Source organism: Denitratisoma oestradiolicum (assembly GCF_902813185.1).
Classification (GTDB): domain Bacteria; phylum Pseudomonadota; class Gammaproteobacteria; order Burkholderiales; family Rhodocyclaceae; genus Denitratisoma; species Denitratisoma oestradiolicum.
Window position 1 is genome coordinate 3,793,696 of record NZ_LR778301.1, and the last position, 22,369, is coordinate 3,816,064.

Consider the following 22,369-nt stretch of genomic DNA (forward strand, 5'->3'; position numbering starts at 1 on the left):
GATGCGCATCCTGTTTCTGTCCCATAGCTTCAACAGCCTGACCCAGCGCCTCTGGGACGAACTCTCCGCCCGGGGTCATCAGCTTTCCCTGGAACTGGACATCGCCGATGCCGTGACCGAGGAGGCGGTGGACCTGTTCCGGCCCGACCTGATCGTGGCCCCCTTCCTCAAGCGGGCGATCCCGGAATCCGTCTGGTCCCGCTTGCCCTGCCTGGTGCTCCATCCCGGTATTCCCGGCGACCGGGGACCCTCGGCCCTGGACTGGGCGATCCAGGAAGGCGAGGCCCACTGGGGCGTCACCCTGCTCCAGGCCGAGGCGGAAATGGATGCCGGTCCCATCTGGGCCCATGCCGGCTTTCCGCTGCGCCGCGCCAGGAAGTCCAGCCTCTATCGCCAAGAAGTCACCGAGGCCGCCTGCGCTGCGCTGCTGGAAGCCCTGGACTGCCTGGAGCGGGGCGAGCATCCGCCGCAACCACCCCGCCAGGGCCGCCTCCGCCCCCTGATGAAACAGGAAGACCGGCGCGTGGACTGGCAGCGGGACGACACCACGACGATCCTGGCCCGCATCCACGCCGCCGATGGTTTCCCCGGTCTGGCCGACGCGCTGTTCGGCATTCCCTGTCGGCTTTTCGATGCCTGGCCCGAGGATCGCCTGCACGGAGAGCCGGGCACCCTGCTGGCCCGACGCGAGACCGCCCTGTGCCGCGCCACCCGGGACGGCGCCCTGTGGCTCGGCCATGGGCAACGGGAGGGCGGCATCAAGTTGCCGGCCACTGTCGCCTTCGCTGCCGAGGCCGCTACCCTGCCCGAAGTACCCCTGTCCGGTTGGTGGGCCGCCGACCATGCCACCTGGCAGGACATCCGCTATGAGGAAGCCGATGGCGTCGGCACCCTGCATTTCGAGTTCTACAATGGCGCCATGGGCACGGACCAGTGCCGCCGCCTGCAAGCGGCCTTCACCTGGGCCTGCACTCGTCCGACCCGGGTGATCGTGCTGGCCGGCGGCGAGGACTACTGGTCCAACGGCATCCACCTCAACCTGATCGAAGCTGCCAACGCCAGCCCCGCCGACGAGTCCTGGGCCAATATCAATGCCATGGATGATCTGGCCGAGGCCCTTCTGCGCTGCCAGAGCCATCTCACCATCGCCGCTCTGGCCGGCAACGCCGGCGCCGGGGGCTGCTTCCTGGCCCGTTGCGCCGACCAGGTCTGGCTGCGCTCGGGAGTGATGCTCAACCCCCATTACAAAAACATGGGCAACCTCTACGGTTCGGAATTCTGGACCTATCTGTTGCCCCCCCGGGTGGGGGTGGAAGGCGCCCGCCGTCTGATGCAGCAGCGCCTGCCCCTGTCAGCCCGGGAAGCGGTGGCCTCAGGGCTTTACGACGCCTGCCTGGCAGCGGATCGGGCGGAGTTTCGCGCCCAGGTGCAAGCGGAAGCGGCCAGCCGGGCCTCCGCGCCGGACCTGCCGGCCCGGCTGGAAGCCAAGGCTGCCCGCCGCGCCGCCGACGAGGCCATCAAGCCCCTGGCCCAATGGCGCGCCGAGGAACTGGAGGAAATGCGGCGCAACTTCTACGGCTTCGATCCCAGCTACCACTATGCCCGCCACCAGTTCGTGCATAAGGTGCTCCCGGCCTGGACCCCGCGCCATCTGGCGCGGCATCGGGAGGGGTGATGTTGCCGATCCTTTACTACTTGCAGGAAACCGACAAAAGTGGGGCTAGACGTTGAACAAAAAGTTCATCACATCCCCGTCCTTGACCACGTACTCCTTGCCCTCGGCGCGCATCTTGCCGGCTTCCTTGGCGCCGGCTTCGCCCTTGTAGGCGATGAAGTCGTCGTAGGAGATGGTCTGGGCACGGATGAAGCCCCGTTCGAAATCGGTGTGGATCACCCCGGCGGCCTGGGGGGCGGTGTCGCCGGCATGGATGGTCCAGGCACGGACTTCCTTGACGCCGGCGGTGAAGTAGGTCTGCAAGCCCAACAGGCGGTAGGCGGTGCGGATCAGGCGGTTCAGGCCCGGTTCCTCCAGGCCCATGTCGGCCAGGAACATCAGCTTTTCCTCGTCTTCCAGGTCGGCGATCTCGGCCTCGATGGCGGCGCAGACGGCCACCACCAGGGCATTTTCCTCGGCGGCATGGGCACGCACGGCGTCCAGGTGGGGATTGTTCTCGAAACCGCCCTCCATCACGTTGGCCACGTAGAGCACGGGCTTGGCGGTGATCAGACAGAAGGGCTTGAGGTTGGCCCATTCTTCCTTGGACAGGTCCAGGGCGCGCACGGGCCGGGCTTCGTTCAACTGGGCGGCGCACTTTTCCAGCACGGCCACCAGCAGCTTGGCTTCCTTGTCGCCGCCGGACTTGGCCTGCTTGGTGTAGCGGGCCAGGGCTTTCTCGACGGTGGAGAGGTCGGCCAGGGCCAGTTCGGTGTCGATCACCTCTATGTCATGAATCGGGTCCACCTTGCCGGCCACATGGACCACGTTGTCGTCCGCGAAGCAGCGCACCACATGGACCACGGCATCGGTCTCGCGGATGTTGGCGAGGAACTGGTTGCCCAGGCCTTCGCCCTTGGAGGCCCCCGCCACCAGGCCGGCGATATCCACGAACTCGACGATGGCGTACTGGATCTTCTGGGGCTTGACGATCTTGGCCAGTTCGTCGAGCCGGCTGTCGGGCACCTCGACGATGCCCACGTTGGGCTCGATGGTGCAGAAGGGATAGTTGGCCGCCTCGATTCCCGCCTTGGTCAGGGCGTTGAACAGGGTGGACTTGCCGACGTTGGGCAGGCCGACGATGCCGCATTTGAGGCTCATGGGTTTTCCTTTTTTGCCGGAGTCGGCTTTGAATTAATCTTGCGCGTTGCCGCTTCCATCTCGCCCCGGGCGATGTCGGTCCAGGCCAGCAGGGCACGGTCCATGGCGGCGTCGATTTCTTCCTGCTCTTCCCGGCGGGCCGGCTTCAGCACGTAATTCACCACTTCGTTGCGATCTCCGGGGTGGCCGATGCCGAGGCGCAGGCGCCAGAAGTCCTGGGTGCCCAGATGGCTGGTGATGTCCTTGAGGCCGTTGTGGCCCCCCAGGCCGCCGCCGAACTTGAGGCGCATCTGCCCCGGGGGCAGGTCCAGTTCATCGTGGATCACCAGCATCTCGCTGGGCAGGATGCGGTAGAACTGGGCCAGGGCGCGCACCGCCTGGCCGGAACGGTTCATGAAGGTGGCCGGCATCAGCAGCCAGAGGTTCTGGCCGCCCTGCCGGACATTGGCGGCCCAGCCCTGGAAGCGGCTTTCCTTGCTGAAGGAGACGCCCAGTTCCCGAGCCAGACGCTCACAAAACCAAAACCCGGCGTTGTGCCGGGTTTCGGTGTACTCGGCCCCGGGGTTACCGAGGCCGATGACGAGACGAATGCTCGCCTGGGTCACATTACTTCTTCTCGGCAGGGGCCGCCGCAGCTTCAGCCGCCGGGGCTTCGGCTTCCTCGTCGGCCTTGCCACCCTTGACCAGCAGGGTCGCCACGACCGGATCGCCTTCGCCATGATGAACCACTTCCACGCCCTTGGGCAGCGGCAGTTGGGAGACATGGATGGAGTGGCCGGAGGACATATCCTTCAGATCCACTTCGATGAAGGCGGGCAGGTCGCCGGGCAGGCACTTGACGTCCACTTCGGTCATCACGTGGGAGATCATGCCGCCCTGGGTCTTCACCCCGGGAGCGATGTCGGCGTTGATGAAATGCAGGGGCACCTTCTGGTGAACCTTGTGGGTGGCATCCACCCGCTGGAAGTCCACGTGCAGCACGATGGCCTTGTAGGCGTGGGCCTGCACATCCCGCAGCAGGGCCATCTGCTTTTCGCCCTCGATGTTCAGGGTGACGACGGAGGAATGGAAGGCTTCCTTGCGCAGGGCCTGGAAGAGTTCGTTATGGTCGATGTCGATGGACTGGGGCGCGCCGGGGGCCCCGTAGACGATGCCGGGAACCCGGCCATCGCGACGCAGGCGGCGGCTCGCACTCGATCCCTGCAGATCACGTTTCTTGGCGTTGATTTCAAATTGCATGATGACTCCAGACAAAATTCCTGCCCGCGACCAGGCAGGAGTTGAAAAGCCTGGACGAAAACCGTCCAGGCGGGAACTTATTCGACGAACAGGGAGGAAACCGATTCGTCGTTGCTGATGCGGATGATGGTCTCGGCCATCAGTTCGGCGATGGAGACCACCCGGATGCGGTCACAGGCCCGGGCATCGGCCCGCAGGGGAATGGTGTCGGTGACCACCAGCTCGTCCAGGGAGGAATCCTTGATCTTCTCGATGGCCGCGCCCGACAGCACCGGGTGGGTGCAGTAGGCCAGGACCCGCTTGGCACCATGCTCCTTGAGGGCCTGGGCAGCCTTGCACAGGGTGCCGGCGGTATCCACGATGTCGTCCATGATCACGCAGGTACGGCCTTCCACGTCGCCGATGATGTTCATCACCTCGGAGACATTGGCCTTGGGACGACGCTTGTCGATGATCGCCAGGTCCGACTCCAGGTGCTTGGCGAAGGCCCGTGCCCGCACCACGCCACCCACGTCGGGGGAAACCACCAACAGGTCCTCGTAGCGCTGCTTGGCGATGTCGGCCAGCAGCACGGGGGCGGCGTAGATGTTATCCACCGGAATATCGAAGAAGCCCTGTATCTGGTCGGCGTGAAGATCCACGGTCAGCACTCGCTGCACGCCGGCGGCCTGGAGCATGTTGGCCACCACCTTGGCGGTGATGGGCACCCGGGCCGAACGGGGCCGACGGTCCTGGCGGGCGTAGCCGAAGTAGGGAATGGCGGCGGTGATGCGGGCGGCCGAGGCGCGCTTCAGGGCATCGGCCAGGATCACCAGTTCCATCAGGTTGTCGTTGGTGGGGGCGCAGGTGGACTGGAGAATGAAGATATCCCGTCCGCGCACGTGCTCCAGAATCTCGACATTGATCTCGCCATCGGAGAATCGCGCCACCTGGGCACGGCCGAGGGACATGTTGAGTCGCTTGACGGCATCCGTCGCCAATTTGGGATTGGCGGTGCCGGTGAAGACCATCAGGCTGTCATAAGCCATGGGAGCCTCTGCAAACAAAGCGGGCAGACCATGGAAATGGCCTGCCCGGTGGGGGTTCTGGCTGGGGAGGAAGGATTCGAACCTTCGCATGCCGGAATCAAAATCCGGTGCCTTAACCAGCTTGGCGACTCCCCAATTGCGACGCTACTGAATCAGCCCAGCGCCGAAAGGACGCGCATTGTCCGGTTTTTTATTCAGACTGTCAAATTCGCCAGGGGGTGCAATCGCATTCCCCGAGTGACGAAGCCTTTCATGTCCTCCGGCAGGGCAGCCAGGGCTTCCTGGGCGGCGGCGGCCGTGTCGAAGGAGGCGAAGCAGCAGGCGCCGGATCCGCTCATTCGCGCCGTGCCCCACTGCCGCAGCCAGTCCAGATGGCGAGCCACTTCGGGATAGAGACGGCAGGCCACCACCTCCAGGTCGTTGCCGCCGAAGCCGTTATGCCAGGCAGCGGGAGCGATGGCCGGGGTGTCCCGGCGCAGGGCCGGATCGCGGAAGATGTTGGCGGTGGGCACCGCCACCGGGGGCACCAGCACCAGATAGTGACTTTCCGGCGGCATCACGTCGGTGAACTGCTCCCCCACGCCCTCGGCGAAGGCGCTGTGGCCGTGAATGAAGATGGGCACGTCGGCCCCCAGGGTGAGGCCGATTTCCTCCAGGCGCGCCCGGGACAGGCCGCAGCCCCAGAGATGGTTCAGAGCCAGCAGGGTCGTGGCGGCGTCGGAACTGCCGCCCCCCAGGCCGCCGCCCATGGGCAGGCGCTTGTCCACGGCGATGGTGGCGCCCTGGCGGCAGCCCGTGGCGGCAGCCAGGGCGCGAGCCGCTCGCACCGTCAGATCCTGTTCCGCGGGCACGCCCGGCAGGGGGGTGGCCAGTTCGATGCGGCTGTCCTGGCGGGAAAAAAAATGCAACAGGTCAGCCTGATCGAGGAACAGGAAGACGGTTTGCAGCAGGTGATAGCCGTCGGGCCGTCGGCCCAGCACATGGAGAAACAGGTTGATCTTGGCCGGCGCCGGCCAGGGGCTGTTCCAGTTCAGGGTATCTGCCATTGGTCGATTTTCAGGCGCAGGCCGATGTCGTCCCGGCTCATTTCCATCAGGCTGGGCAGGGCATCTTCCCGGTCGGATTCGTAGTCCAGATAATCAATCTGCCAGCCGTCGGCCAGGGCCCGGCGCGGCCTCTGATAGTTGTCCCGGCTGCGGGCCTCGACCCCGCCGGCGAGCCAGCGCGGTAGCTCGTTCAAGGGCAGGGTCAGGCCCAGCACCTCCTGGGCCAGGGCGGCCCAGTCGGGAGCGAGGTATTCCTTGCGTTCTGCGGTGAGGAGACGGGCACCCCGTGCGTCCCGAGTCAGCTCCGCGATCCCCTGGCCCAGAGGGCCGGTCAGCAGGATCTCGTCCCGGGCCGGTTCGTGGCGCCAGCTGACGTTGGCATGGTAGGGGCGTTCACCCTGCCGCACCGAAAGTCGGCCTTCCAGATTGAAGCTGTCGATGGCGGCTCGATCCGGTCGCGGCGGCGCCGGCAGACCGGCGCAGGCGGAGAGCAACAGTGCCAGCGGCAGCAACAGGAGCCGACGCCGGATATCCATCAGCGCGAGAATCGCTTCAGGGTGGCGGCCAGCGCCTTGTTGTCGGGATGGGCATGGATGGCCTCGTCCCAGGTCTTGCGCGCTTCCTCGCGACGGTTCAGTACCCACAGCACCTCGCCCAGGTGGGCGGCGATTTCCGGATCGGGGCTCAGGGTCATGGCGCGGCGCAGATATTCCTCGGCCTGGGCGGCCTTGCCCCGGCGGAACATCAGCCAGCCCATGCTGTCCAGGATGAAGGGGTCCTCGGGGGCCAGGGAGAGGGCCTTCTCGATCAGCTTCTGGGCCTCGTCCAGGCGCAGGTTGCGGTCCGCCAGGGAGTAGCCCAGGGCGTTGTGGGCGTGGGCATGTTCGGGTTGCAGCTTGATCAGCTTGCGCAGCCTGGCTTCCAACACGGCGTACTGGCTCAGGCGATCCGACATCATGGCGGATTCGTAGAGCAGGGTCGGGTCCTCGGGACTGGCGGCCAGGGCGACGTCGAGCACATTGATGGCGTCCTGGAATCGCTGGGCCTCGGCCAGAAGCTTGGACTCCGCCACGACCAGGACGATCCGGTCCTTGGGACTGTTTTCCGCGCCCTGACGCAACTGGGCACGGGCCTCCTCGATCCGGCCCTGGCGCGCCAGAAGGCCGGCCGCACGGCCCCGAGCCTGAGCGAAACGGGAGCTGATGGGAGTGACCTGATCGTAGAGGTCTACGGCCTCGCTCCAGCGACGACCTTCCTCGGCGATCTGGCCCAGGTAGAAGTGCGCCCCGTCCTGATCTCCCTGACCCAGTTCCAGCAGGCGGCGCAGCTGACTTTCCGCCAGGGTGATGTCCCCCAGCTGCATGGACAGCAGTCCCACGGCGTAGATCAGCTCGGGGTTGTCCTTCTGGCCCTCCAGCAGGGCAGTGAAGGCCTGACGGGATTCGTCGTAGCGCTTGGCATCCACCAATACCCGGGCCAGGGCCAGTTTGGCCTCCCCGGACTGGGGATTGCGGCTGATGAAGCCTTGCAGAGCCTCCACCGCCCGATCAGGAGTCTCCAGCAGCAACTGGACCTTGAACAGGATGGCCGGTTCCCAGTCGGACTTGAGTTGCAGCGCCTGGTCGATCTCGGCCAGGGCGCGCAGACTCTCCTTGGCCCGCTGGGCCGCCTGGGCCCGAGCGAAATGGGCCTCGGGCAGAGTCAGGTAGGGCAGGGTAACGTGGTCCACCACCCGCAACACCGCCTGGCGGTCCTGCTGGTTGGCCAGAATGCGGTGCAATTGCAGCAACTGGGGACCGATGTTCGACCCGGCCCTGGCCAGGTTCTGGATCAGCAGCCCAGCCAGTTCATCCGTGTGGTTGGTAGCGGCCAGCAGGGTCCACAGGGCCTGGCGCGCGGCCTCGGATTCCGGCTCGCCTTCGTTCCAGATGCGGGCCGCCTCCAGAGCCGGCTCCAGTTGCCGGGCGTGGAAGGCAATCTCGGTGGCGCGGCGGGCAATGCGGAAGTCCCGGGTGCTCCTGGCCAGATCCACGTAGGCGCCGGCCGCGAATCCCAACTGACCCCGACCGCCAGCAATCTCCGCCAGCAGGAACTGGTAGAGGATCTGGGGCGTCAGGGAGGAAGTTTCGGCCGCCTGGTCCGCTGCCCCCTTGGGCTCCGTGGCATGAACGGCGAGGGCAAGGCCGGCGACCAGGGCGGTAGCCAGGGAACGCAGGGGAAGCGACATGGGCAGCGGGAGTGGGCGCAGGGCCAAAGCAAACTAGAATGTGTCGATGTTAGCAGTTTCATCCACGGTTCGCCCCCCATGCCCGAGCTGCCCGAAGTCGAGGTGACCCGCCAGGGTATCGCTCCCGTTCTGCTGGGGCGGCGGGCCAGCGGCGCCCTGGCGCGGGTGCCGGCCCTGCGCTATCCCCTGCCGGCCGACCTGGCCCGGCGTCTGGCGGGACAGGAACTGCTGGCGATCCGGCGCCGGGGCAAATACCTGTTACTGGATTTCGGAACAGGCCATCTGTTGATCCATCTGGGCATGTCCGGCAGCCTGCGCCTGGTTCCGGCCAGCCGGGCACCCGAGAAGCACGACCACCTGGATCTGCTCTTCGGCCAGGGTCGGACAGCCCTGGCCCTGCGCTTGCGGGACCCGCGCCGCTTCGGCGCCGTGCTCTGGCTGGAAGGAGCGCCGGAAGCCCATCCACTTCTGGCCGTGCTGGGCATCGAGCCCCTGGACGAGACCTTCACGCCCCGCTGGCTGTTCGAGACCACGCGAGGCCTCACGGCGGCCATCAAGACCGCGTTGATGGACAGCCATCGTCTGGTGGGGGTGGGCAACATCTACGCGTCGGAAAGCCTGTTCCGGGCCGGCATCAATCCGCGCACCCCAGCCGGCAAAATTTCCCTGGTTCGCTACGGTCGGTTGGTACCGGCGATCAAGGCCACCCTCAACGAAGCCATCGCCGCCGGCGGCAGCAGCCTGCGGGACTTCGTCAATAGCGACGGAACGAGCGGGTATTTCCAGCTTCAGACCTTCGTCTATGGACGGGAAGGCCAGGCCTGCCGCCACTGCGGCGGGGTGATCCGCATGTTCAGGCAGGGGCAGCGGGCGACCTATTACTGCCCCCGCTGCCAACGCTGAATCTCTTGCAGGTTACCGTGAAACAGCAGCTTTCCCGCCGGGCCGCCCTGACCGAAGGAAATCCCTGTGGGACGAGGGAAAGCGGCACGCGCCGGAGGCGCAAACGGTGCCCTGCTTCCACGGTAGCTCCCCGTGATATTCGAGCGTAGCGAACCGTATCGCCCCCCCGACGGGGAGCGAAGGGGGGGCCTTACTTCTCGGCGGAGAGCTTGAGGAACTTGGCCATCAGCGCGTCCTTGGACTCCTCGTGGGCGGGGTCGTTGGGGATGCAATCCACCGGACAGACTTCCCGGCACTGGGGCTCATCGAAGTGGCCGACGCACTCGGTGCACTTGTTGGGATCGATGATGTAGATCTCGTCACCCTGGGAGATGGCGTTGTTGGGGCACTCGGGCTCGCAGACGTCGCAGTTGATGCATTCGTCGGTAATCATCAAAGACATGGTGGTGTTTTCCTTGTTTCAGTTGCTGTTGTATTTGGCTTTGAGGCGTGCCACCACGGGGTGGGGCACGAACTTGGCGACATCGCCGCCGAAGGCGGCAATCTCCCGTACCAGGGTGGCGGAAATGAACATGTACTGCTCTCCCGGCGTCATGAACACGGTCTCGATTTTCGGGTAGAGATCACGGTTCATCCCCGCCAACTGGAATTCGTAGTCGAAGTCGGAGACGGCCCGCACACCGCGAATCACCACATGGGCGTTCTCCTGGTGGGCGAACTGCATCAGCAGACTGGAAAATCCCTTCACTTGCACGTTGGGCAGATCGCCCATCACTTCCTGGGCGATCTCGATGCGCTCGTCCAGGGTGAAGATCGGTTTTTTCTTTTCGCTGGCGGCGATGGCGATGATCACCCGGTCGAAAATATTGGCCGCCCGACGGGCGATATCTTCGTGACCGCGGGTGAGCGGATCGAAGGTGCCTGCATAGACGGCAATGGTGGTGCTCATGGCTGCTCCAATAGATGGAAATGGACTTGCCCGGCCTGTCCCCGTTTTACGACCCGCCATGCACCGAGGCTTTCCAGGGGATGCTCGGCTTCCGCGTAAATCCGCCCCTGGGGTTTGATCAGCCCCGGCAGTTTGGGTTCCATGCGCTCCAGCCAGCCCTGATGATAGGGGGGATCGAGAAACAACAAGTCGTACCCCGCCGCGACGGGGGAGACGAATTTTAGCGCATCGCCGCAAACTAGCCGGAGATCCGCTGCATCCAGGACATCGGCATTGCGGCAAAGTTGATTGAAAACCGTCCGGCTGCGCTCCACCAGGGTCACCGGCCCGGCCCCCCGTGAGGCGGCCTCGAAACCCAGAATGCCGCTACCGGCGAAGATATCCAGGCAGGAAAGCCCGGAAAGATTCTGGCCCAGCCAGTTGAACAGGGTTTCCCGCACCCGGTCCGGCGTGGGCCGCAGGCCTTCGGCGTCCGTCACCTGGATCAGGCGGCTGCGCCACTGGCCGCCGGTGATGCGTATCCGCGCCACGTCAATCGGCCGCCACCACCACCGTCACCAGATGCTCGGGCTTCACGTGGCGGGCAAAGGCGGCCGTCACCTGCTCCCGGGTGACGGCATTCACCTTGGCCGGATAGTCGTCCAGGTAGGACAGGGGCAGTTGATAAAAGGCGATGGCCGCCAGATTGGACAGCAGCTTGGCGTTGCTGTCCAGGCGCAAGGCCAGGCCATCCACCAGATTCTGCTTGGCGGCCTTGAGTTCCTGCGCCGTGGGGCCCTCGGCGAGGAACTTCGCCAGCACCTCGTTCACCACCTTCAAGGCCTCACCGGCCTGGGCACGCTTGGTTTGCAGGCCGATCTCGAAGGGCCCCTCCAGGCGGCGCGGCGCCAGGTAGGAATAGACCGAATAGGCGTAGCCGCGCTTCTCCCGCACTTCCTGCATCAGGCGGGAGACGAAGCCCCCGCCCCCCAGGGTGTAGTTACCCACCAGCAGCGCGTAGTAGTCGGGATCGTCCCGACGCAGGGCGGGCATGCCTACATGGATGTGGCTCTGACTGGCCGGATGGGCCACCCGTACCAGTTTGGCCTCGGGCAGCGATACGGCCGGCGGCGGTGCCAGTTTTTCCCCCGCTGGCAGCGCAGCGGTAAGCCTTTGCGCGATGGCTTCCGCCTCGGTCCGGGAAATGTCGCCAATCAGGGACACGACGGCATTGGCAGCGCTGTAGTGGCGGGCGTGGAAGACCACCAGATCGTCCCGACCGATGGCGCTGATGGAGTCCACGGTGGAGCGGAGGCCGTAGCCGTGGCCCGGGTAGATCTCCGCAGCGAAACGCTTGGCGGCGATGCTGTCGGGCCGGGTATCGGCTTCCTGGATGGCGGCGATGTGGCGCGCTTTTTCACGCTCCAGCACGGCCGCCGGATAGGTGGGACCGGCCAGCACGGCAGCCATCAGGTCCAGGGCGCCATTCCGCTCCGTGGCGCTGGACAGGGTGCGCAAACGCAATCCGGCCCGGTCCGAGTCCAGGGAGCCGGCCAGCTGGGCCCCCAGATCCACCAGGCGACCAGCGATTTTCTCCTCGTCCATGTCCTTGAGGCCGCTATCGAGCAGGCCGTTGGTCAGACCGGCCAGGCCGGACTTGCCTGGGGGGTCATAGACCGAGCCGGCGAGGAAATCCACCTGCACGTCCAGGATGGGCAGGGCATGGCTTTCGATGAAATACACCCGGGCGCCGCTGAGGGCGGTCCAGTGCTGGATCTGGGGGCCGGCCTGGACGGCGGCGGAGACGCAGAGCAGGAGCAGGGCAAAGAGTTTTTTCATGGCGATGCTCATCATCAATGGCGGTGGGGAGCGGGAGCGGCCGGGGGCTTTTCCTGGGCCAGGGGCAAGGGGTCCAGGGTGGCCACGGTCAGGGTGTCGTCGCCGAAGTATTTGGCGGCCACCGCCTGCACTTCTTCGGCGCTGACGCTGCGGATCTTTTCCAGCATCCGATCGATGTCGCGCCAGTGGTAGCCGCTGGCCTCCACATGGCCGATCTCCATGGCCTGGCCCATCATGGAGTCCCGCTTGTAGACCTGGCCGGCGATGGTCTGCACCTTGACCCGGGCCAGTTCCTCGGCGGAGACGCCTTCCCGGACGATGCGGGTGATTTCGGCCCGCAGGGCGGTTTCCAGCTCCGCCACCGTGCGGCCTTCGGCGGGCTGTGCGTCCAGGGTGAATAGGGCCTCGCCCCGCAACGTGCCACCGTAGCTGGCCCCGGCGCTCTGGGCGATCTTCTCCTCCCGCACCAGCCGGCGCGGGAAACGGGCCGCATCATGGCCATCGAGCAGAGTAGCCAGCACCTCCAGGGCATAGGGCTCCCGGTCCTTTTCCACATCCTTCAGCTTGGGCACCTTCCAGGCCAGGGCCACATAGGGCAGCTTGGCCGGGGCCTTCACCGTGACCCGGCGCAGCCCTTCCTGGCGCGGCTCGTTGCGGGGCTTGCGCCCGGGCTGGGCCTGGGCGCGGATGGCGCCGAAATTCCTGGCGGCGAGGCGGAACACCTCCTCGTGATCCACGTCGCCGACAATGACCACGTAGGCGTTGGCCGGGTTGTACCAGTCCCGATACCAGCCCCGGGCATCGAGCCAACTCATGTGTTCCAGGTCGTCCATCCAGCCGATGACAGGGCGGTGATAGGGATGGGCCTGAAAGGCCACGGCCCGCATGGCCTCATGGACCTTGGCGATGGGCTCGTCCTCGGTGCGCATGCGGCGCTCCTCCATCACCACCTTGATTTCGGAGGCGAATTCCTTGGCGTCCAGCTTCAGGTTGGCCATCCGGTCCGCTTCCAGAGCCATCACGTCCGCCAGCCGGCCCTTTGGCACCTGCTGGAAATAGGCGGTGTAATCCAGGCTGGTGAAGGCGTTTTCCCGGCCACCCATGGCCGCCACCCGGCGCGAGAACGCTCCAGGAGCGATTTTTTTCGTGCCCTTGAACATCATGTGTTCCAGCACATGGGCCACGCCGGACGTACCCTCCTGCTCGTCCATGCTGCCGGCGCGGTACCACACCATCTGCACCGCAGTGGGCGCCCGGTGGTCTTCCTTGACGATGATGCGCAGGCCGTTGGCCAGCCGGGTTTCATAGGGATTGGCCTGGACCGTCGCGGAGAGCAGCAGCACGGCGCAAAGCAAGAGTCTTTTCATGAAGGTTCCAGTGCTTTGTTAGACTTGGGCTTTTCGAGCCGCGCATCATAGCGCGGCCTCCTCTAGACTGTTTTCCCCATGCTGAGTTTCTTCAAAAAGAAAGATACCCCCCCGGCGGACGCCGTTGCCGCGCCGGAAACCCCCGCCGCCGAGGCCCCCAGACTTTCCTGGGCCGAGCGCCTCAAGGCCGGCCTGTCCAAGACCCGGGCCAACCTGGGGGGCAAACTCTCCGGCCTGTTCCGCCGCGCCAGGATCGACGACGAACTGCTGGAGGAGCTGGAATCCACCCTGCTGATGGCCGACTGCGGCGTGGATGCCACTCAATGGCTGCTGGACGAACTCAAGGCCCGGGTCAAGCGGGACAAGCTGGAGTCCCCGGCCCAGTTGCAGCAGGCCCTGAGCGAACTGCTGGAGCAGATGCTGCAGCCCTTGGAGCAAGCCCTGGACCTGGCGCACCACCGCCCCTTCGTGATCATGATCGCGGGGGTGAACGGGGCGGGCAAGACCACCTCCATCGGCAAGCTGGCCAAGTATTTCCAGGGCCAGGGCCACAGCGTGCTGCTGGCCGCCGGCGACACCTTCCGCGCCGCCGCCCGGGAGCAGCTGATGACCTGGGGCGAGCGCAACGGCGTGACGGTGATCGCCCAGGAATCCGGCGATCCGGCGGCCGTGGTGTTCGACGCCATCGCCGCCGCCCGTGCCCGGGGCATCGATGTGGTGCTGGCCGACACCGCCGGCCGGCTGCCCACCCAGCTGCACCTGATGGAGGAGATCGCCAAGGTGCGGCGGGTGATCCAGAAGGCCGAGCCCAGCGGCCCCCACGAGGTGCTGCTGGTGCTGGACGCCAACATCGGCCAGAACGCCATCGCCCAGGTGAAGGCCTTCGACAAGGCCATCGACGTCACCGGGCTGGTGGTGACCAAGCTCGACGGCACCGCCAAGGGCGGCGTACTGGCCGCCATTTCCCGCCAGTGCCCCAAGCCCGTGCGCTTCATCGGTGTCGGCGAGGGCATCGACGACCTGCAACCCTTCAGCGCCGGTGAATTCGTTTCGGCGCTGTTCGAGGACAATGCCTAGGGGCGCACTGATCAAACCCGTCACACCGGCGAATGCCGGTGTCCAGTCCGTTTTCTGGATTCCGGCTTGCGCCGGAATGACGCATTCCGCCTTGATCAACGGTGGATTCAGCCCTCCAGCTTGAACACCCGTAGCGCGTTCTCCCGCAGGAACTTGGGCCAGACGTCGTCGTTGAAGGGCACGTGGGGCATGTCTTTGAAGATGCGTTCCAGGGAAATCCCCATCGGGAAGTAGCCGGCGTAGAGAATCTTGTCCGCGCCCCGGGTGTTGGCGAAGTTGATGATCTCCTGGGGATAGTGCTTGGGAGCGAAAGCAGTGGTCATGTAATAGAGGTTGGGGTACTTCAGCATCAGCTTCCAGGCCAGCTTCTCCCAGGGTTCGGCCCCGTGGCGCATCACCACCTTCAGCTCCGGGAAGAACCAGCACACCTCGTCCAGCAACTCCACCTTCTGGGGCGCCAGGGGCAGGCGCGGGCCGGGCACGCCGACGCACATGCAGATGGGGATGTCCAGGTCGATACAGGTGGCGTAGATGGGATACCACTTCCGGTCGTCGATGGGCACCTGGGGGCAAAGCCCCGAGGGGAAAGCGGTCACCGCCTTGATGCCGTACTCCTTGTGGAGGCGGCGGATCTTCCGCACTTCCTCCATGCCCTTGTTTGGATTGGCCTCGTAGGAAGCGAAGAAGCGGTCTGGCCGGCGCTTGAGAGCCGCCAGATGGGGCGCGTTGCCGTCGTCGATGCCGATCATGGAACGCTCGATGTTGTAGCGGTCCATCTGCTCGATCACATAGGCCACATAGTCGGACTGCCGGCCGGCCTGGGGAATGTCCTTGAACATGTACTGGGCCGGCATCTTGAACTGCTTGTGGCTTTCCTCGTCCATCAGCATGGGCTTGATGAACGCGTACCAGCCGCTGTTGTCCTCTCCCGGTATGCCCATCATCAGGTCGATGATCTTCACATTGCCTGGCATAGCCATGGCGTCTCCTCCGTAATTGTTATGGCGACAATGCTGCGTCGCCCGCCATTGTGCCCGCTGCCGTGATGTTGCGGCAGCGGCGGAGAGGGTCCGTCAGCGGTCCAGCCGACTGAACATCAATGGCGCCAGGGTCTTCCGGTTCTTCACCAGATCCGCCAGGGTGTATTGGTCCAGGGAATCGTAGAGGGCATTGAAAGCCTGCACCAGAATGCCGGTGAGGCGGCAGGCCGGGGTGATGTGACAGGTATTTTCCGCGCCGGCGAGGCATTCCACGATGGGGGCGTTGCCCTCGCTGGTCCGCACCACCTGGCCCAGGCGGATTTCCTCGGGGGGCCGTGCCAGGCGGATGCCGCCACCCTTGCCGCGGATCGACTCCACCACGCCGCTTTTGGCCAATTGATGCACCACCTTCATCAGGTGGTTTTCCGAAATACCGTAGGCCGCCGCAATCTCGGGGATGGTGGCTAGGTGGTCCAGATCCAGGGCCAGGTACATCAGCACCCGTAGCGTGTAGTCGGAAAATGTGGTCAGGCGCATGGCGGATTTAAGATGCAAAAAATATATTGCTTTTGATTTTGGACAATGATAGCCTGAAGCTGTACAAATAATACAGCTTTAAATTTGTCATGACCATAGAAATAGAAGGGGCTTCCCTTCCCGATCCCGATGCCCTGCGCGATGCCCTGCGGGAGGTGGTGGACCCAGAGGTGGGCATGAACATCGTGGACATGGGCCTGATCTATAGCATCGACCTGACGCCAGACGAGCTGCGGCTGGAGATGACCATGACCTCCCCGGCCTGTCCCATGGGTGAAATGATCCTGGAGGAGGTCGAAGACCGGCTGCGGCGCCTGCTGCCGGACGGCTTTCCGCTCCAGGTGGACCTGGTCTGGGAGCCCCCCTGGGAACCGGCCCGGATGAGCGACGAGGCCCGCCAGCATTTCGGCTGGTAAAGACGATGCGCTTGCTCCCGCCCTCCCCCGCGCTGCGCCTGCCCCTACTGCTGATGGGCATGGCGGCCCTGGTGGTTGGTGTGCTGGCGGGCCTGTCCCGGCTTGCCGTGGACTTGCCTGCCCCGGTGCTGGCCCAGGCCGGCGGTCATGGAGCACTGATGATCTGTGCCTTCCTCGGCACCGTGATCAGCCTGGAACGGGCCGTGGCCCTGGCCAGGGGCTGGGCCTACCTGGCGCCCCTGGCCGCCGGCCTGGGTGGGCTCCTCCTTCTGGCTGGCGTGCCTCCAGCCTTGACCCGGGGAGCCTTTGTGTTCGCCGCCGCGATCTTGTTCGTGGCCAGCTTCCAGGTAGTGCGCCAGCAATTCGCATCATTCACCGTCACCCTGGCCCTGGCCGCCCTGTGCTGGCTGACCGGCAATCTGGTCTGGTGGCTGACCACCGACATGGTCGCGGCCGTACCCTGGTGGATGAGTTTCCTGGTGCTCACCATCGCCGGAGAACGGCTGGAGTTGACCCGCCTGCTGCCCACGCCGCCGCTGGCGCGAAGGGGATTCGCGGTTCTGGCGGGGCTGCTGCCCCTGGCGGCGGCGCTGGGTCTGGCCCGTCCCGTTCCCGGCCAGATCCTCTACGCCCTGGGTCTGTTGGGCCTGGCCTTCTGGCTGCTGCGCTACGACATCGCCCGGACCACCGTGCGCCAGCAGGGCCTGACCCGCTTCATCGCCGTCTGCCTGCTCTCCGGCTACGCCTGGCTGGCAACGGCCGGCCTCCTGGGCCTGCTGGAAATTCTCAGCCCGGCGCCGGGCCTGCGGGACGCCTCTCTCCACACGGTGTTCCTGGGCTTTGTCTTTTCCATGATCTTCGGCCACGCCCCGATCATCTTTCCAGCGGTGCTGAAAGTGAAGATCCCTTACCACCCGGTGTTCTACCTGCCCCTGGCGGCCCTCCATCTGTCCCTGACGCTCCGTCTGGCGGGGGATCTGGGAGCCGGCCTGAATCTGGCCCAGGCCGGCGGCATCGCCAACGGCCTGGCGCTGCTGCTGTTCATCGTCACCATGATCGGCAGCGTGATCCGGGGGCGCCGCCAATGAAGCGCACCGAGGCCCTGGCCGGGCTTTCCCGGGAACACCATGGCGCGCTGGTCATGGCCCAGCGCATTGCCGCCGGCGCCCTGTCCCCGGCAGACCTGGGGCGCCGCTTCGATCGGGAACTGAACCCCCATTTCCTTGCCGAGGAAAGGTTTCTACTGCCTTTCCTGGAGCGAGCCGGCGCCGCGGCTCTGGCTGAACGAACCCGGCACGAGCACGACGAAATGCGGCGCCTGGCTGCTGCCGTCGAGGAAGGCGATGCCGACGCATTGGCTTCCTTCGGCATTGCGCTGCGGGAACACGTCCGCTTCGAGGAGCGGGAACTGTTCGTTGCCGTCGAAGCCCTGCTGAAACCGGAATCTCTCCGGGAGCTGGGTCAATGCCTCACGGCATCCTCCTAGCCCTTCATTTCCAACCCCATCACCCTCAACCACAAAGGAGCATCACCATGAACCCCAAAGCCCATCTACATCTGTCCCCCGACGCCATCTACCCCTTCGATGCCCGGGGTATCGCCAAGCGTTTCCGCCATGCCGCCATCTTCGGCGCCCTGGACGCCCTACAACCGGGGGAGACCATGCGTTTCTGCAACGACCATGATCCCCTGCCCCTGCTGGACCAGCTCAACAATCGCTACGGCGCCGCCGTGGATATCCGTTACCTGCAACGGGAGCCCGGCGCCATCGTGATCGACTTCGTCAAGCAGGCCGCCTGAAGCCCATGGGCTATCCGGCCTTTTTCGACGCCGTGCCCCGGGTGCGGCTGCGGGATCCCCTGGCCGACTTTCTCGGCGCGGCGGAGGGCGGCCTGATCGACTACGGCTATCCCGATGCCGTCAGGCTGGCCGGCCACTCCTGTCCCACGGTGGCGTCCGCCTACTGGATGACCGTGCTGGCCCTGGATGCCCTCTACCCGGACCAGGTGCCGGAGCGGGGCGGCCTACGGGTGCAATTCCGCAGCCCCTGCGAAGCCGGCGTCACCGGGGTGATGGCTAGCGTGGTAAGCATGATCACCGGCGCCGCTGGCGAGGGGGGCTTCAAGGGTCTGGCGGGCCGCTTCGTCCGCCGCGACCTGCTCCATTACGCTGCCGATATACCCCAGGAGATCCGTTACACCCGCCTCGACGGGGGTGGCCAGGTGGATGTGGCTGCCGACCTGCGCCCGATACCCGCCGACCCGGAGCTGTCCCCGCTGATGCAGCGTTGTCTCGGCGGCCTGGCCAGCACCGAGGAACAGGGCCGCTTCGGCACCCTTTGGCAGGAACGGGTGCGCCGCGTACTGCTGGACCATGGCAGAGATCCGGCGGTCTTTCTGGTGCGGCGGAGCGATAGCTGGAAGCGATCAGATCAATAGTTGATCAATGCGCTGGGGTTTCCTAAGCTGGGACCGTGAGTTTTCCCAAGGAGGGTCATCATGGTCACGCTTGACGAACTTTGCACCATCGCGGAACGCACGGGAGCCGGCAGTGCTTCCTTGCGGCAGGCCTGTTCTCTCCCCCGCTCGGCCGCCGACATGGCCCCACTCCCCGAACCGGACGGCGAGTCCGGCTTCGACTCCTCCTGGGAAGCGCTGCTGTCCGCTGCGCCGGCAGACCCTGCCGGTTAACTGTCGGTAGCAATTCGCCGGCAGGGCGTTTCCCACCGCGCCGGCAGCGATAGCGCGAATACCGCATCGGAACCGGCGGGAAGGCTTGGCGTCGCCAGGGAAAGCCGTAATATCCAGGCTTTCCCCCTTCACCTGGTTTCATGCAAACTGCCCTGCTCCTGCTGCCGGATTTTGCCCTGATCGCCCTAGGCGCCTGGCTGCGGCGCGTCTTTCATCTAGGTGACCACTTCTGGACCGGACTGGAAAAACTGGTGTATTTCATCCTGTTTCCGGCCCTGCTGTTCAACGCCATCACCCGCCAGACCGTCAGCCTCTCCAGTGCTGCACCCCTCGCCCTCAGCGGTGCGCTCATCATGGGCAGCGGTATCTTGCTGGGCCTCCTGGCGCGCTGGCTGTTCACCCTGCCCCCGGTACAGTTCGCTTCCCTGTTCCAGTGCGCCTACCGTTTCAATTCCTACATCGCCCTGGCCGTAGCGGCCAAGATCAACGGCGGCGCTGGCATCGCCGCCATGGGACTGATCTGCGGCGTCACCGTGCCCATCGCCAATGCCAGCGCCGTCTGGATGCTGGCCCGCCACGGCAAGCTGGGCATCTGGCGCGAACTGGCGCGCAATCCGTTGATCCTGTCCACCGTCGTCGCCCTGATCTGGAGCAGCCTGGGGCTGGGCGTGGCGGAGCCGCTGCGAGCCTTCCTCACCCGTCTTTCCGACGCCTCCATCGCTCTCGGCCTGATGTCCGTAGGGGCTGCCCTCAGACTGCGTGGTGGCCTCAGCCCCCAGGCCCGGCCCGCGGCAGCCTATCTGATGACGGTCAAGTTGCTGCTGTTGCCCGTCGTGGCCCTGCTCTCCAACACCCTACTCCACCTCTCCGGCGTGGATGCCGACACCACCCTGATCTTCGCCACCCTGCCCGTGGCCAGCTCCGCCTACATCCTCGCCCAGCGCATGAACGGCGACGGCGCCGCCGTGGCCTGGGTGATTTCCGTCACCACCATTCTCGCCATGGTCACCATTCCCCTATGGCTGGCCCTGGCGCGCTGACGATTCACGCCGGAAGAGATGAATATCCGCCTCTACTGGCATGCGTCCATGGATGCAGATCCTGACAATCAGTGGCTGCGGGAGAACCTGTTGTCTGTCTTCGATACCGACCGATCGCCAATGACCGGAAGTAATAAAGTCTGTCGGGAGTGGTGATTCCAACTTATTGATTCAATTGGGGAGCGAAATTAGCAAAAACTAAACAAAGTCTGTCGGAAATCCAAAATATTGCAATTGTTATTGGATGCTTGGGAATAAAGTCTGTCGGGCCTAGGAAATATCTGGCTATTCTTCGCGATTGCATTCAGTTCTAAAAAACTGAAATGCTTGGCCAAGTTTCCCCGCAATGTTAAATTTGCCCTTCAAGCATGCTCACCACAATAATCGACGCTAATGGGGGACATACGTCCTTGAGTGAATGAGGAATGCGATGACGAGCGAGGTTCTTCCTAATGCAAATGGTTCGGAACTCCTCAATGGCTGGCCAGTAAACCTTGAGCAGTTCAGTGAATTGATCCGGCTCGTCTATAAAGGTCCTCTGGAATCCGTTCCATGGTGCAGTGCCGCAGCCATGATGCGGGACTGCCTCCGAGCCAACAAAACAACTTTCGTCTTGCGGCCCGCGTCCGCCAGGCAACCGGCTTTCATGGTCAGGGATCGGGGCCAGGGTCAGGGTCCGGAGGTTTACCAGGACGCCTACAACGAGCACGAAGTCTTTTCAAAAGACCCTTTCGTGGGGCTACCAGCCCACTGCGTCGTCTCGATCGATGATGTAGTCGATGTGGAGAACTGGTTGAACAGCGACTTCTACAAGCAGTTCGTCGAACCGGAACAGATCCGTTACATCTTGGGGGCGGATATCCTGGTCGAAGGAGGAGCCGAATTCCGTTTGAGAATAACGCGATCCACCCAGCAAGGTGCCTTTACGGAAGGCGAGAAGAACCTCTGCCAGATGCTGCTACCGCATTTCGAGCAAGCTCTTGATTTACAGTCGCGGCTGGAGGTCACCGCATCGGAACGGAGCTTCTACGCCCAGACCGTATCCCAGATGCAGGTGGGCACCGTGGTTCTGGATGAGTGGGGGAGCGTACTGCATTGCAATGATGTGGCAAACGGGATTCTAGCCAAGAACGACGGCATTGCATTGAGCCGAAACCGGCTCCACGCCAGTTATGGGCATGAGGACCGGGACCTGCAGCAGATCATCCGCCAGGCCCTAGAGCTATCCTTGGCCAGGAACGGTCAACCCCGAGATACCATTCCATCAGACGCGATTTCCATCAGTAGGCCATCAGGTTCTGCCAAGCTGAGTGTCCTGGTCCGACCAATCCTGCAACGGGATGGTGGGGTGCGCCCGTCGGTCGTGCTTTTCATCCGGGATCCGGATATCAACGCAGCGCCATCACTTACGGTATTGAAGCAGCTGTTTGGGTTCACCAACGCGGAAGCGAACCTGGCTTTGATGTTGGCCAGCGGCCTAAGCCTGGACGAGGCGGCTACCGAAGTGGGAATCAGGAAGAATACGGTACGGGCCTACCTACGTTCGATCTTTCTGAAGACTGGGGCAACACGGCAAACCACCTTGGTGCGCCTGATCTTGAGCAGCGTGGCATCTATCGGGTGATCTCGGCGCCAGCTGCTCCTGGTGCAAGTCTCTCAGTACCTCCGGTCTGGCTGGAGAATACCTACCTCCAAATGGAGGTCTCCGTTCTGAGCCGATAAGACTAAAGTCGTCCCCGCTATCGATGAGTCCATCTGCGGAAGAGGGGAGATTAGAGATGAAAGCCAGAACGCGACCGGTTGTCGAAGGCCTATTTATCGAGACGGAAACAGGGCTGCGCCTGTCCGGCTCCAGGTGCAAGACGTGCCGCACGCCTTATTTCCCCGCGGCGGCCCATTGCCATAACCCCGGTTGTGCCGGCAGCGAGATGGAGCCGGCCCAGTTCGGTCCCCGAGGCACGCTCTGGAGCCATACCATCCAGAATTTTCCGCCGCCCACGCCTTCCAAATACGACGCGCCCTTCAATCCCTATGCCGTCGGCGTCGTCGATCTGACGCAGGACGGCCTGCGGGTACTGGCCCAGATCGTGGCGGACGATCCCCGGCAGGTGCGCTCCGGGGCGGAGGTGGAACTCGTCCTGGCCCCCCTTTATCGGGACGAGGACGGTGTCGAAGTGGTGACCTGGAAAGCCCGGCAGCTGTGACGGCATCCGATATTCAACGAATGGGAGCGGAGC

The 22,369-nt window shown here is 64.5% G+C and carries 26 protein-coding genes and 1 tRNA gene; 12 read left to right on the forward strand and 15 right to left on the reverse strand.

The window, feature by feature from the left end:
- Window position 1 precedes the first annotated feature (1 nt).
- Entirely contained in the window at window positions 2-1,675 is a 1,674-nt protein-coding gene (locus tag DENOEST_RS17305; protein ID WP_145769508.1) for an enoyl-CoA hydratase-related protein, read from the forward strand.
- A 45-nt stretch (window positions 1,676-1,720) separates the two neighbouring features.
- Here DENOEST_RS17305 and ychF read toward each other — a convergent pair whose 3' ends face one another.
- The 8 genes from ychF to DENOEST_RS17345 form a co-directional block, all read right to left on the reverse strand.
- Window positions 1,721-2,815 carry a redox-regulated ATPase YchF gene (gene ychF, locus DENOEST_RS17310; protein WP_145769509.1) on the reverse strand — a complete coding sequence of 365 codons (1,095 nt, stop codon included), beginning with the start codon at window positions 2,813-2,815 and terminating at the stop codon, window positions 1,721-1,723.
- Window positions 2,812-3,420, reverse strand: coding sequence for an aminoacyl-tRNA hydrolase (pth, locus tag DENOEST_RS17315; protein ID WP_232096531.1), 609 nt, complete (start codon window positions 3,418-3,420; stop codon window positions 2,812-2,814). Before pth ends, ychF begins: the two co-directional genes overlap by 4 nt.
- Window position 3,421: 1 nt before the next feature.
- Window positions 3,422-4,054, reverse strand: a complete 633-nt coding sequence (locus tag DENOEST_RS17320; protein ID WP_145769511.1) for a 50S ribosomal protein L25/general stress protein Ctc — start codon at window positions 4,052-4,054, stop codon at window positions 3,422-3,424.
- 77 nt (window positions 4,055-4,131) lie between these two features.
- A complete protein-coding gene (locus DENOEST_RS17325) occupies window positions 4,132-5,082 on the reverse strand; it encodes a ribose-phosphate pyrophosphokinase (protein ID WP_145769512.1) in 951 nt (316 codons plus the stop codon).
- A 58-nt stretch (window positions 5,083-5,140) separates the two neighbouring features.
- Window positions 5,141-5,217 (reverse strand) — tRNA-Gln (locus DENOEST_RS17330).
- Between the two features lie 59 nt (window positions 5,218-5,276).
- The gene (ispE, locus tag DENOEST_RS17335) at window positions 5,277-6,128 is read right to left on the reverse strand and encodes a 4-(cytidine 5'-diphospho)-2-C-methyl-D-erythritol kinase (protein ID WP_145769513.1); all 852 of its coding nucleotides are present in this window, start codon (window positions 6,126-6,128) and stop codon (window positions 5,277-5,279) included.
- Window positions 6,113-6,664: a lipoprotein insertase outer membrane protein LolB gene (lolB, locus tag DENOEST_RS17340; protein WP_145769514.1), complete on the reverse strand. Its 552-nt coding sequence runs from the start codon at window positions 6,662-6,664 to the stop codon at window positions 6,113-6,115. The genes ispE and lolB overlap by 16 nt, the downstream gene beginning before the upstream one ends.
- Entirely contained in the window at window positions 6,664-8,355 is a 1,692-nt protein-coding gene (locus tag DENOEST_RS17345; RefSeq protein ID WP_145769515.1) for a tetratricopeptide repeat protein, read from the reverse strand. Before DENOEST_RS17345 ends, lolB begins: the two co-directional genes overlap by 1 nt.
- Before the next feature lie 78 nt (window positions 8,356-8,433).
- On the opposite strand from DENOEST_RS17345, the gene mutM reads away from it, so the two are divergent.
- Window positions 8,434-9,258, forward strand: coding sequence for a bifunctional DNA-formamidopyrimidine glycosylase/DNA-(apurinic or apyrimidinic site) lyase (gene mutM / locus DENOEST_RS17350; protein ID WP_145769516.1), 825 nt, complete (start codon window positions 8,434-8,436; stop codon window positions 9,256-9,258).
- A 190-nt stretch (window positions 9,259-9,448) separates the two neighbouring features.
- On the opposite strand, the gene DENOEST_RS17355 is transcribed toward mutM, so the two are convergent.
- The 5 genes from DENOEST_RS17355 to DENOEST_RS17375 are packed head-to-tail and all read right to left on the reverse strand — an operon-like array spanning window position 9,449 to window position 13,392.
- Complete coding sequence (locus tag DENOEST_RS17355; protein WP_145769517.1) at window positions 9,449-9,700, reverse strand: YfhL family 4Fe-4S dicluster ferredoxin; 252 nt, start codon at window positions 9,698-9,700, stop codon at window positions 9,449-9,451.
- Window positions 9,701-9,718: 18 nt separating this feature from the next.
- A complete protein-coding gene (gene coaD / locus DENOEST_RS17360) occupies window positions 9,719-10,207 on the reverse strand; it encodes a pantetheine-phosphate adenylyltransferase (RefSeq protein ID WP_145769518.1) in 489 nt (162 codons plus the stop codon).
- A complete protein-coding gene (gene rsmD, locus DENOEST_RS17365) occupies window positions 10,204-10,737 on the reverse strand; it encodes a 16S rRNA (guanine(966)-N(2))-methyltransferase RsmD (protein ID WP_145769519.1) in 534 nt (177 codons plus the stop codon). Before rsmD ends, coaD begins: the two co-directional genes overlap by 4 nt.
- A 1-nt stretch (window position 10,738) precedes the next feature.
- Window positions 10,739-12,025 carry a M16 family metallopeptidase gene (locus DENOEST_RS17370; RefSeq protein WP_232096532.1) on the reverse strand — a complete coding sequence of 429 codons (1,287 nt, stop codon included), beginning with the start codon at window positions 12,023-12,025 and terminating at the stop codon, window positions 10,739-10,741.
- 14 nt (window positions 12,026-12,039) lie between these two features.
- Window positions 12,040-13,392 carry a M16 family metallopeptidase gene (locus DENOEST_RS17375; protein ID WP_145769521.1) on the reverse strand — a complete coding sequence of 451 codons (1,353 nt, stop codon included), beginning with the start codon at window positions 13,390-13,392 and terminating at the stop codon, window positions 12,040-12,042.
- A gap of 78 nt (window positions 13,393-13,470) precedes the next feature.
- Between DENOEST_RS17375 and ftsY the strand changes: the two genes are divergently transcribed.
- On the forward strand, window positions 13,471-14,469 hold the full coding sequence (ftsY, locus tag DENOEST_RS17380; protein WP_145769522.1) for a signal recognition particle-docking protein FtsY: 999 nt from the start codon (window positions 13,471-13,473) through the stop codon (window positions 14,467-14,469).
- 107 nt (window positions 14,470-14,576) lie between these two features.
- Here ftsY and DENOEST_RS17385 read toward each other — a convergent pair whose 3' ends face one another.
- A complete protein-coding gene (locus tag DENOEST_RS17385) occupies window positions 14,577-15,449 on the reverse strand; it encodes an amidohydrolase family protein (protein WP_145769523.1) in 873 nt (290 codons plus the stop codon).
- Between the two features lie 93 nt (window positions 15,450-15,542).
- Window positions 15,543-15,986, reverse strand: coding sequence for an RrF2 family transcriptional regulator (locus tag DENOEST_RS17390; RefSeq protein ID WP_145769524.1), 444 nt, complete (start codon window positions 15,984-15,986; stop codon window positions 15,543-15,545).
- Window positions 15,987-16,075: 89 nt separating this feature from the next.
- Between DENOEST_RS17390 and DENOEST_RS17395 the strand changes: the two genes are divergently transcribed.
- The 9 genes from DENOEST_RS17395 (at window position 16,076) to DENOEST_RS17435 (ending at window position 22,336) form a co-directional block, all read left to right on the forward strand.
- Window positions 16,076-16,402: a metal-sulfur cluster assembly factor gene (locus DENOEST_RS17395; protein ID WP_145769525.1), complete on the forward strand. Its 327-nt coding sequence runs from the start codon at window positions 16,076-16,078 to the stop codon at window positions 16,400-16,402.
- A 5-nt stretch (window positions 16,403-16,407) separates the two neighbouring features.
- On the forward strand, window positions 16,408-17,490 hold the full coding sequence (locus DENOEST_RS17400) for a hypothetical protein (protein ID WP_145769526.1): 1,083 nt from the start codon (window positions 16,408-16,410) through the stop codon (window positions 17,488-17,490).
- Window positions 17,487-17,888, forward strand: coding sequence for a hemerythrin domain-containing protein (locus tag DENOEST_RS17405; RefSeq protein ID WP_145769527.1), 402 nt, complete (start codon window positions 17,487-17,489; stop codon window positions 17,886-17,888). The genes DENOEST_RS17400 and DENOEST_RS17405 overlap by 4 nt, the downstream gene beginning before the upstream one ends.
- Window positions 17,889-17,935: 47 nt before the next feature.
- Window positions 17,936-18,202, forward strand: a complete 267-nt coding sequence (locus tag DENOEST_RS17410) for a DUF2249 domain-containing protein (RefSeq protein WP_145769528.1) — start codon at window positions 17,936-17,938, stop codon at window positions 18,200-18,202.
- A 5-nt stretch (window positions 18,203-18,207) separates the two neighbouring features.
- Window positions 18,208-18,840, forward strand: a complete 633-nt coding sequence (locus tag DENOEST_RS17415; RefSeq protein ID WP_145769529.1) for a hypothetical protein — start codon at window positions 18,208-18,210, stop codon at window positions 18,838-18,840.
- Window positions 18,841-18,900: 60 nt separating this feature from the next.
- The gene (locus DENOEST_RS17420) at window positions 18,901-19,092 is read left to right on the forward strand and encodes a hypothetical protein (protein WP_145769530.1); all 192 of its coding nucleotides are present in this window, start codon (window positions 18,901-18,903) and stop codon (window positions 19,090-19,092) included.
- Between the two features lie 140 nt (window positions 19,093-19,232).
- Window positions 19,233-20,132: an AEC family transporter gene (locus DENOEST_RS17425; RefSeq protein WP_145769531.1), complete on the forward strand. Its 900-nt coding sequence runs from the start codon at window positions 19,233-19,235 to the stop codon at window positions 20,130-20,132.
- 430 nt (window positions 20,133-20,562) lie between these two features.
- Window positions 20,563-21,756, forward strand: coding sequence for a helix-turn-helix transcriptional regulator (locus DENOEST_RS17430; RefSeq protein ID WP_170228099.1), 1,194 nt, complete (start codon window positions 20,563-20,565; stop codon window positions 21,754-21,756).
- A gap of 154 nt (window positions 21,757-21,910) precedes the next feature.
- Window positions 21,911-22,336, forward strand: coding sequence for a Zn-ribbon domain-containing OB-fold protein (locus DENOEST_RS17435; protein WP_170228100.1), 426 nt, complete (start codon window positions 21,911-21,913; stop codon window positions 22,334-22,336).
- Window positions 22,337-22,369 lie beyond the last annotated feature (33 nt).

Bases quoted from the DNA above. Each gene is read 5' to 3' on its own strand.
- DENOEST_RS17305 (WP_145769508.1), top strand. From the start codon at position 2: ATGCGCATCCTGTTTCTGTCCCATAGCTTCAACAGCCTGACCCAGCGC.
- ychF (WP_145769509.1), bottom strand. From the start codon at position 2,815: ATGAGCCTCAAATGCGGCATCGTCGGCCTGCCCAACGTCGGCAAGTCC.
- DENOEST_RS17320 (WP_145769511.1), bottom strand. From the start codon at position 4,054: ATGCAATTTGAAATCAACGCCAAGAAACGTGATCTGCAGGGATCGAGT.
- DENOEST_RS17325 (WP_145769512.1), bottom strand. From the start codon at position 5,082: ATGGCTTATGACAGCCTGATGGTCTTCACCGGCACCGCCAATCCCAAA.
- ispE (WP_145769513.1), bottom strand. From the start codon at position 6,128: ATGGCAGATACCCTGAACTGGAACAGCCCCTGGCCGGCGCCGGCCAAG.
- lolB (WP_145769514.1), bottom strand. From the start codon at position 6,664: ATGGATATCCGGCGTCGGCTCCTGTTGCTGCCGCTGGCACTGTTGCTC.
- DENOEST_RS17345 (WP_145769515.1), bottom strand. From the start codon at position 8,355: ATGTCGCTTCCCCTGCGTTCCCTGGCTACCGCCCTGGTCGCCGGCCTT.
- mutM (WP_145769516.1), top strand. From the start codon at position 8,434: ATGCCCGAGCTGCCCGAAGTCGAGGTGACCCGCCAGGGTATCGCTCCC.
- DENOEST_RS17355 (WP_145769517.1), bottom strand. From the start codon at position 9,700: ATGTCTTTGATGATTACCGACGAATGCATCAACTGCGACGTCTGCGAG.
- coaD (WP_145769518.1), bottom strand. From the start codon at position 10,207: ATGAGCACCACCATTGCCGTCTATGCAGGCACCTTCGATCCGCTCACC.
- DENOEST_RS17370 (WP_232096532.1), bottom strand. From the start codon at position 12,025: ATGAAAAAACTCTTTGCCCTGCTCCTGCTCTGCGTCTCCGCCGCCGTC.
- DENOEST_RS17375 (WP_145769521.1), bottom strand. From the start codon at position 13,392: ATGAAAAGACTCTTGCTTTGCGCCGTGCTGCTGCTCTCCGCGACGGTC.
- ftsY (WP_145769522.1), top strand. From the start codon at position 13,471: ATGCTGAGTTTCTTCAAAAAGAAAGATACCCCCCCGGCGGACGCCGTT.
- DENOEST_RS17385 (WP_145769523.1), bottom strand. From the start codon at position 15,449: ATGGCTATGCCAGGCAATGTGAAGATCATCGACCTGATGATGGGCATA.
- DENOEST_RS17390 (WP_145769524.1), bottom strand. From the start codon at position 15,986: ATGCGCCTGACCACATTTTCCGACTACACGCTACGGGTGCTGATGTAC.
- DENOEST_RS17395 (WP_145769525.1), top strand. From the start codon at position 16,076: ATGACCATAGAAATAGAAGGGGCTTCCCTTCCCGATCCCGATGCCCTG.
- DENOEST_RS17400 (WP_145769526.1), top strand. From the start codon at position 16,408: ATGCGCTTGCTCCCGCCCTCCCCCGCGCTGCGCCTGCCCCTACTGCTG.
- DENOEST_RS17405 (WP_145769527.1), top strand. From the start codon at position 17,487: ATGAAGCGCACCGAGGCCCTGGCCGGGCTTTCCCGGGAACACCATGGC.
- DENOEST_RS17410 (WP_145769528.1), top strand. From the start codon at position 17,936: ATGAACCCCAAAGCCCATCTACATCTGTCCCCCGACGCCATCTACCCC.
- DENOEST_RS17415 (WP_145769529.1), top strand. From the start codon at position 18,208: ATGGGCTATCCGGCCTTTTTCGACGCCGTGCCCCGGGTGCGGCTGCGG.
- DENOEST_RS17420 (WP_145769530.1), top strand. From the start codon at position 18,901: ATGGTCACGCTTGACGAACTTTGCACCATCGCGGAACGCACGGGAGCC.
- DENOEST_RS17425 (WP_145769531.1), top strand. From the start codon at position 19,233: ATGCAAACTGCCCTGCTCCTGCTGCCGGATTTTGCCCTGATCGCCCTA.
- DENOEST_RS17430 (WP_170228099.1), top strand. From the start codon at position 20,563: ATGACGAGCGAGGTTCTTCCTAATGCAAATGGTTCGGAACTCCTCAAT.
- DENOEST_RS17435 (WP_170228100.1), top strand. From the start codon at position 21,911: ATGAAAGCCAGAACGCGACCGGTTGTCGAAGGCCTATTTATCGAGACG.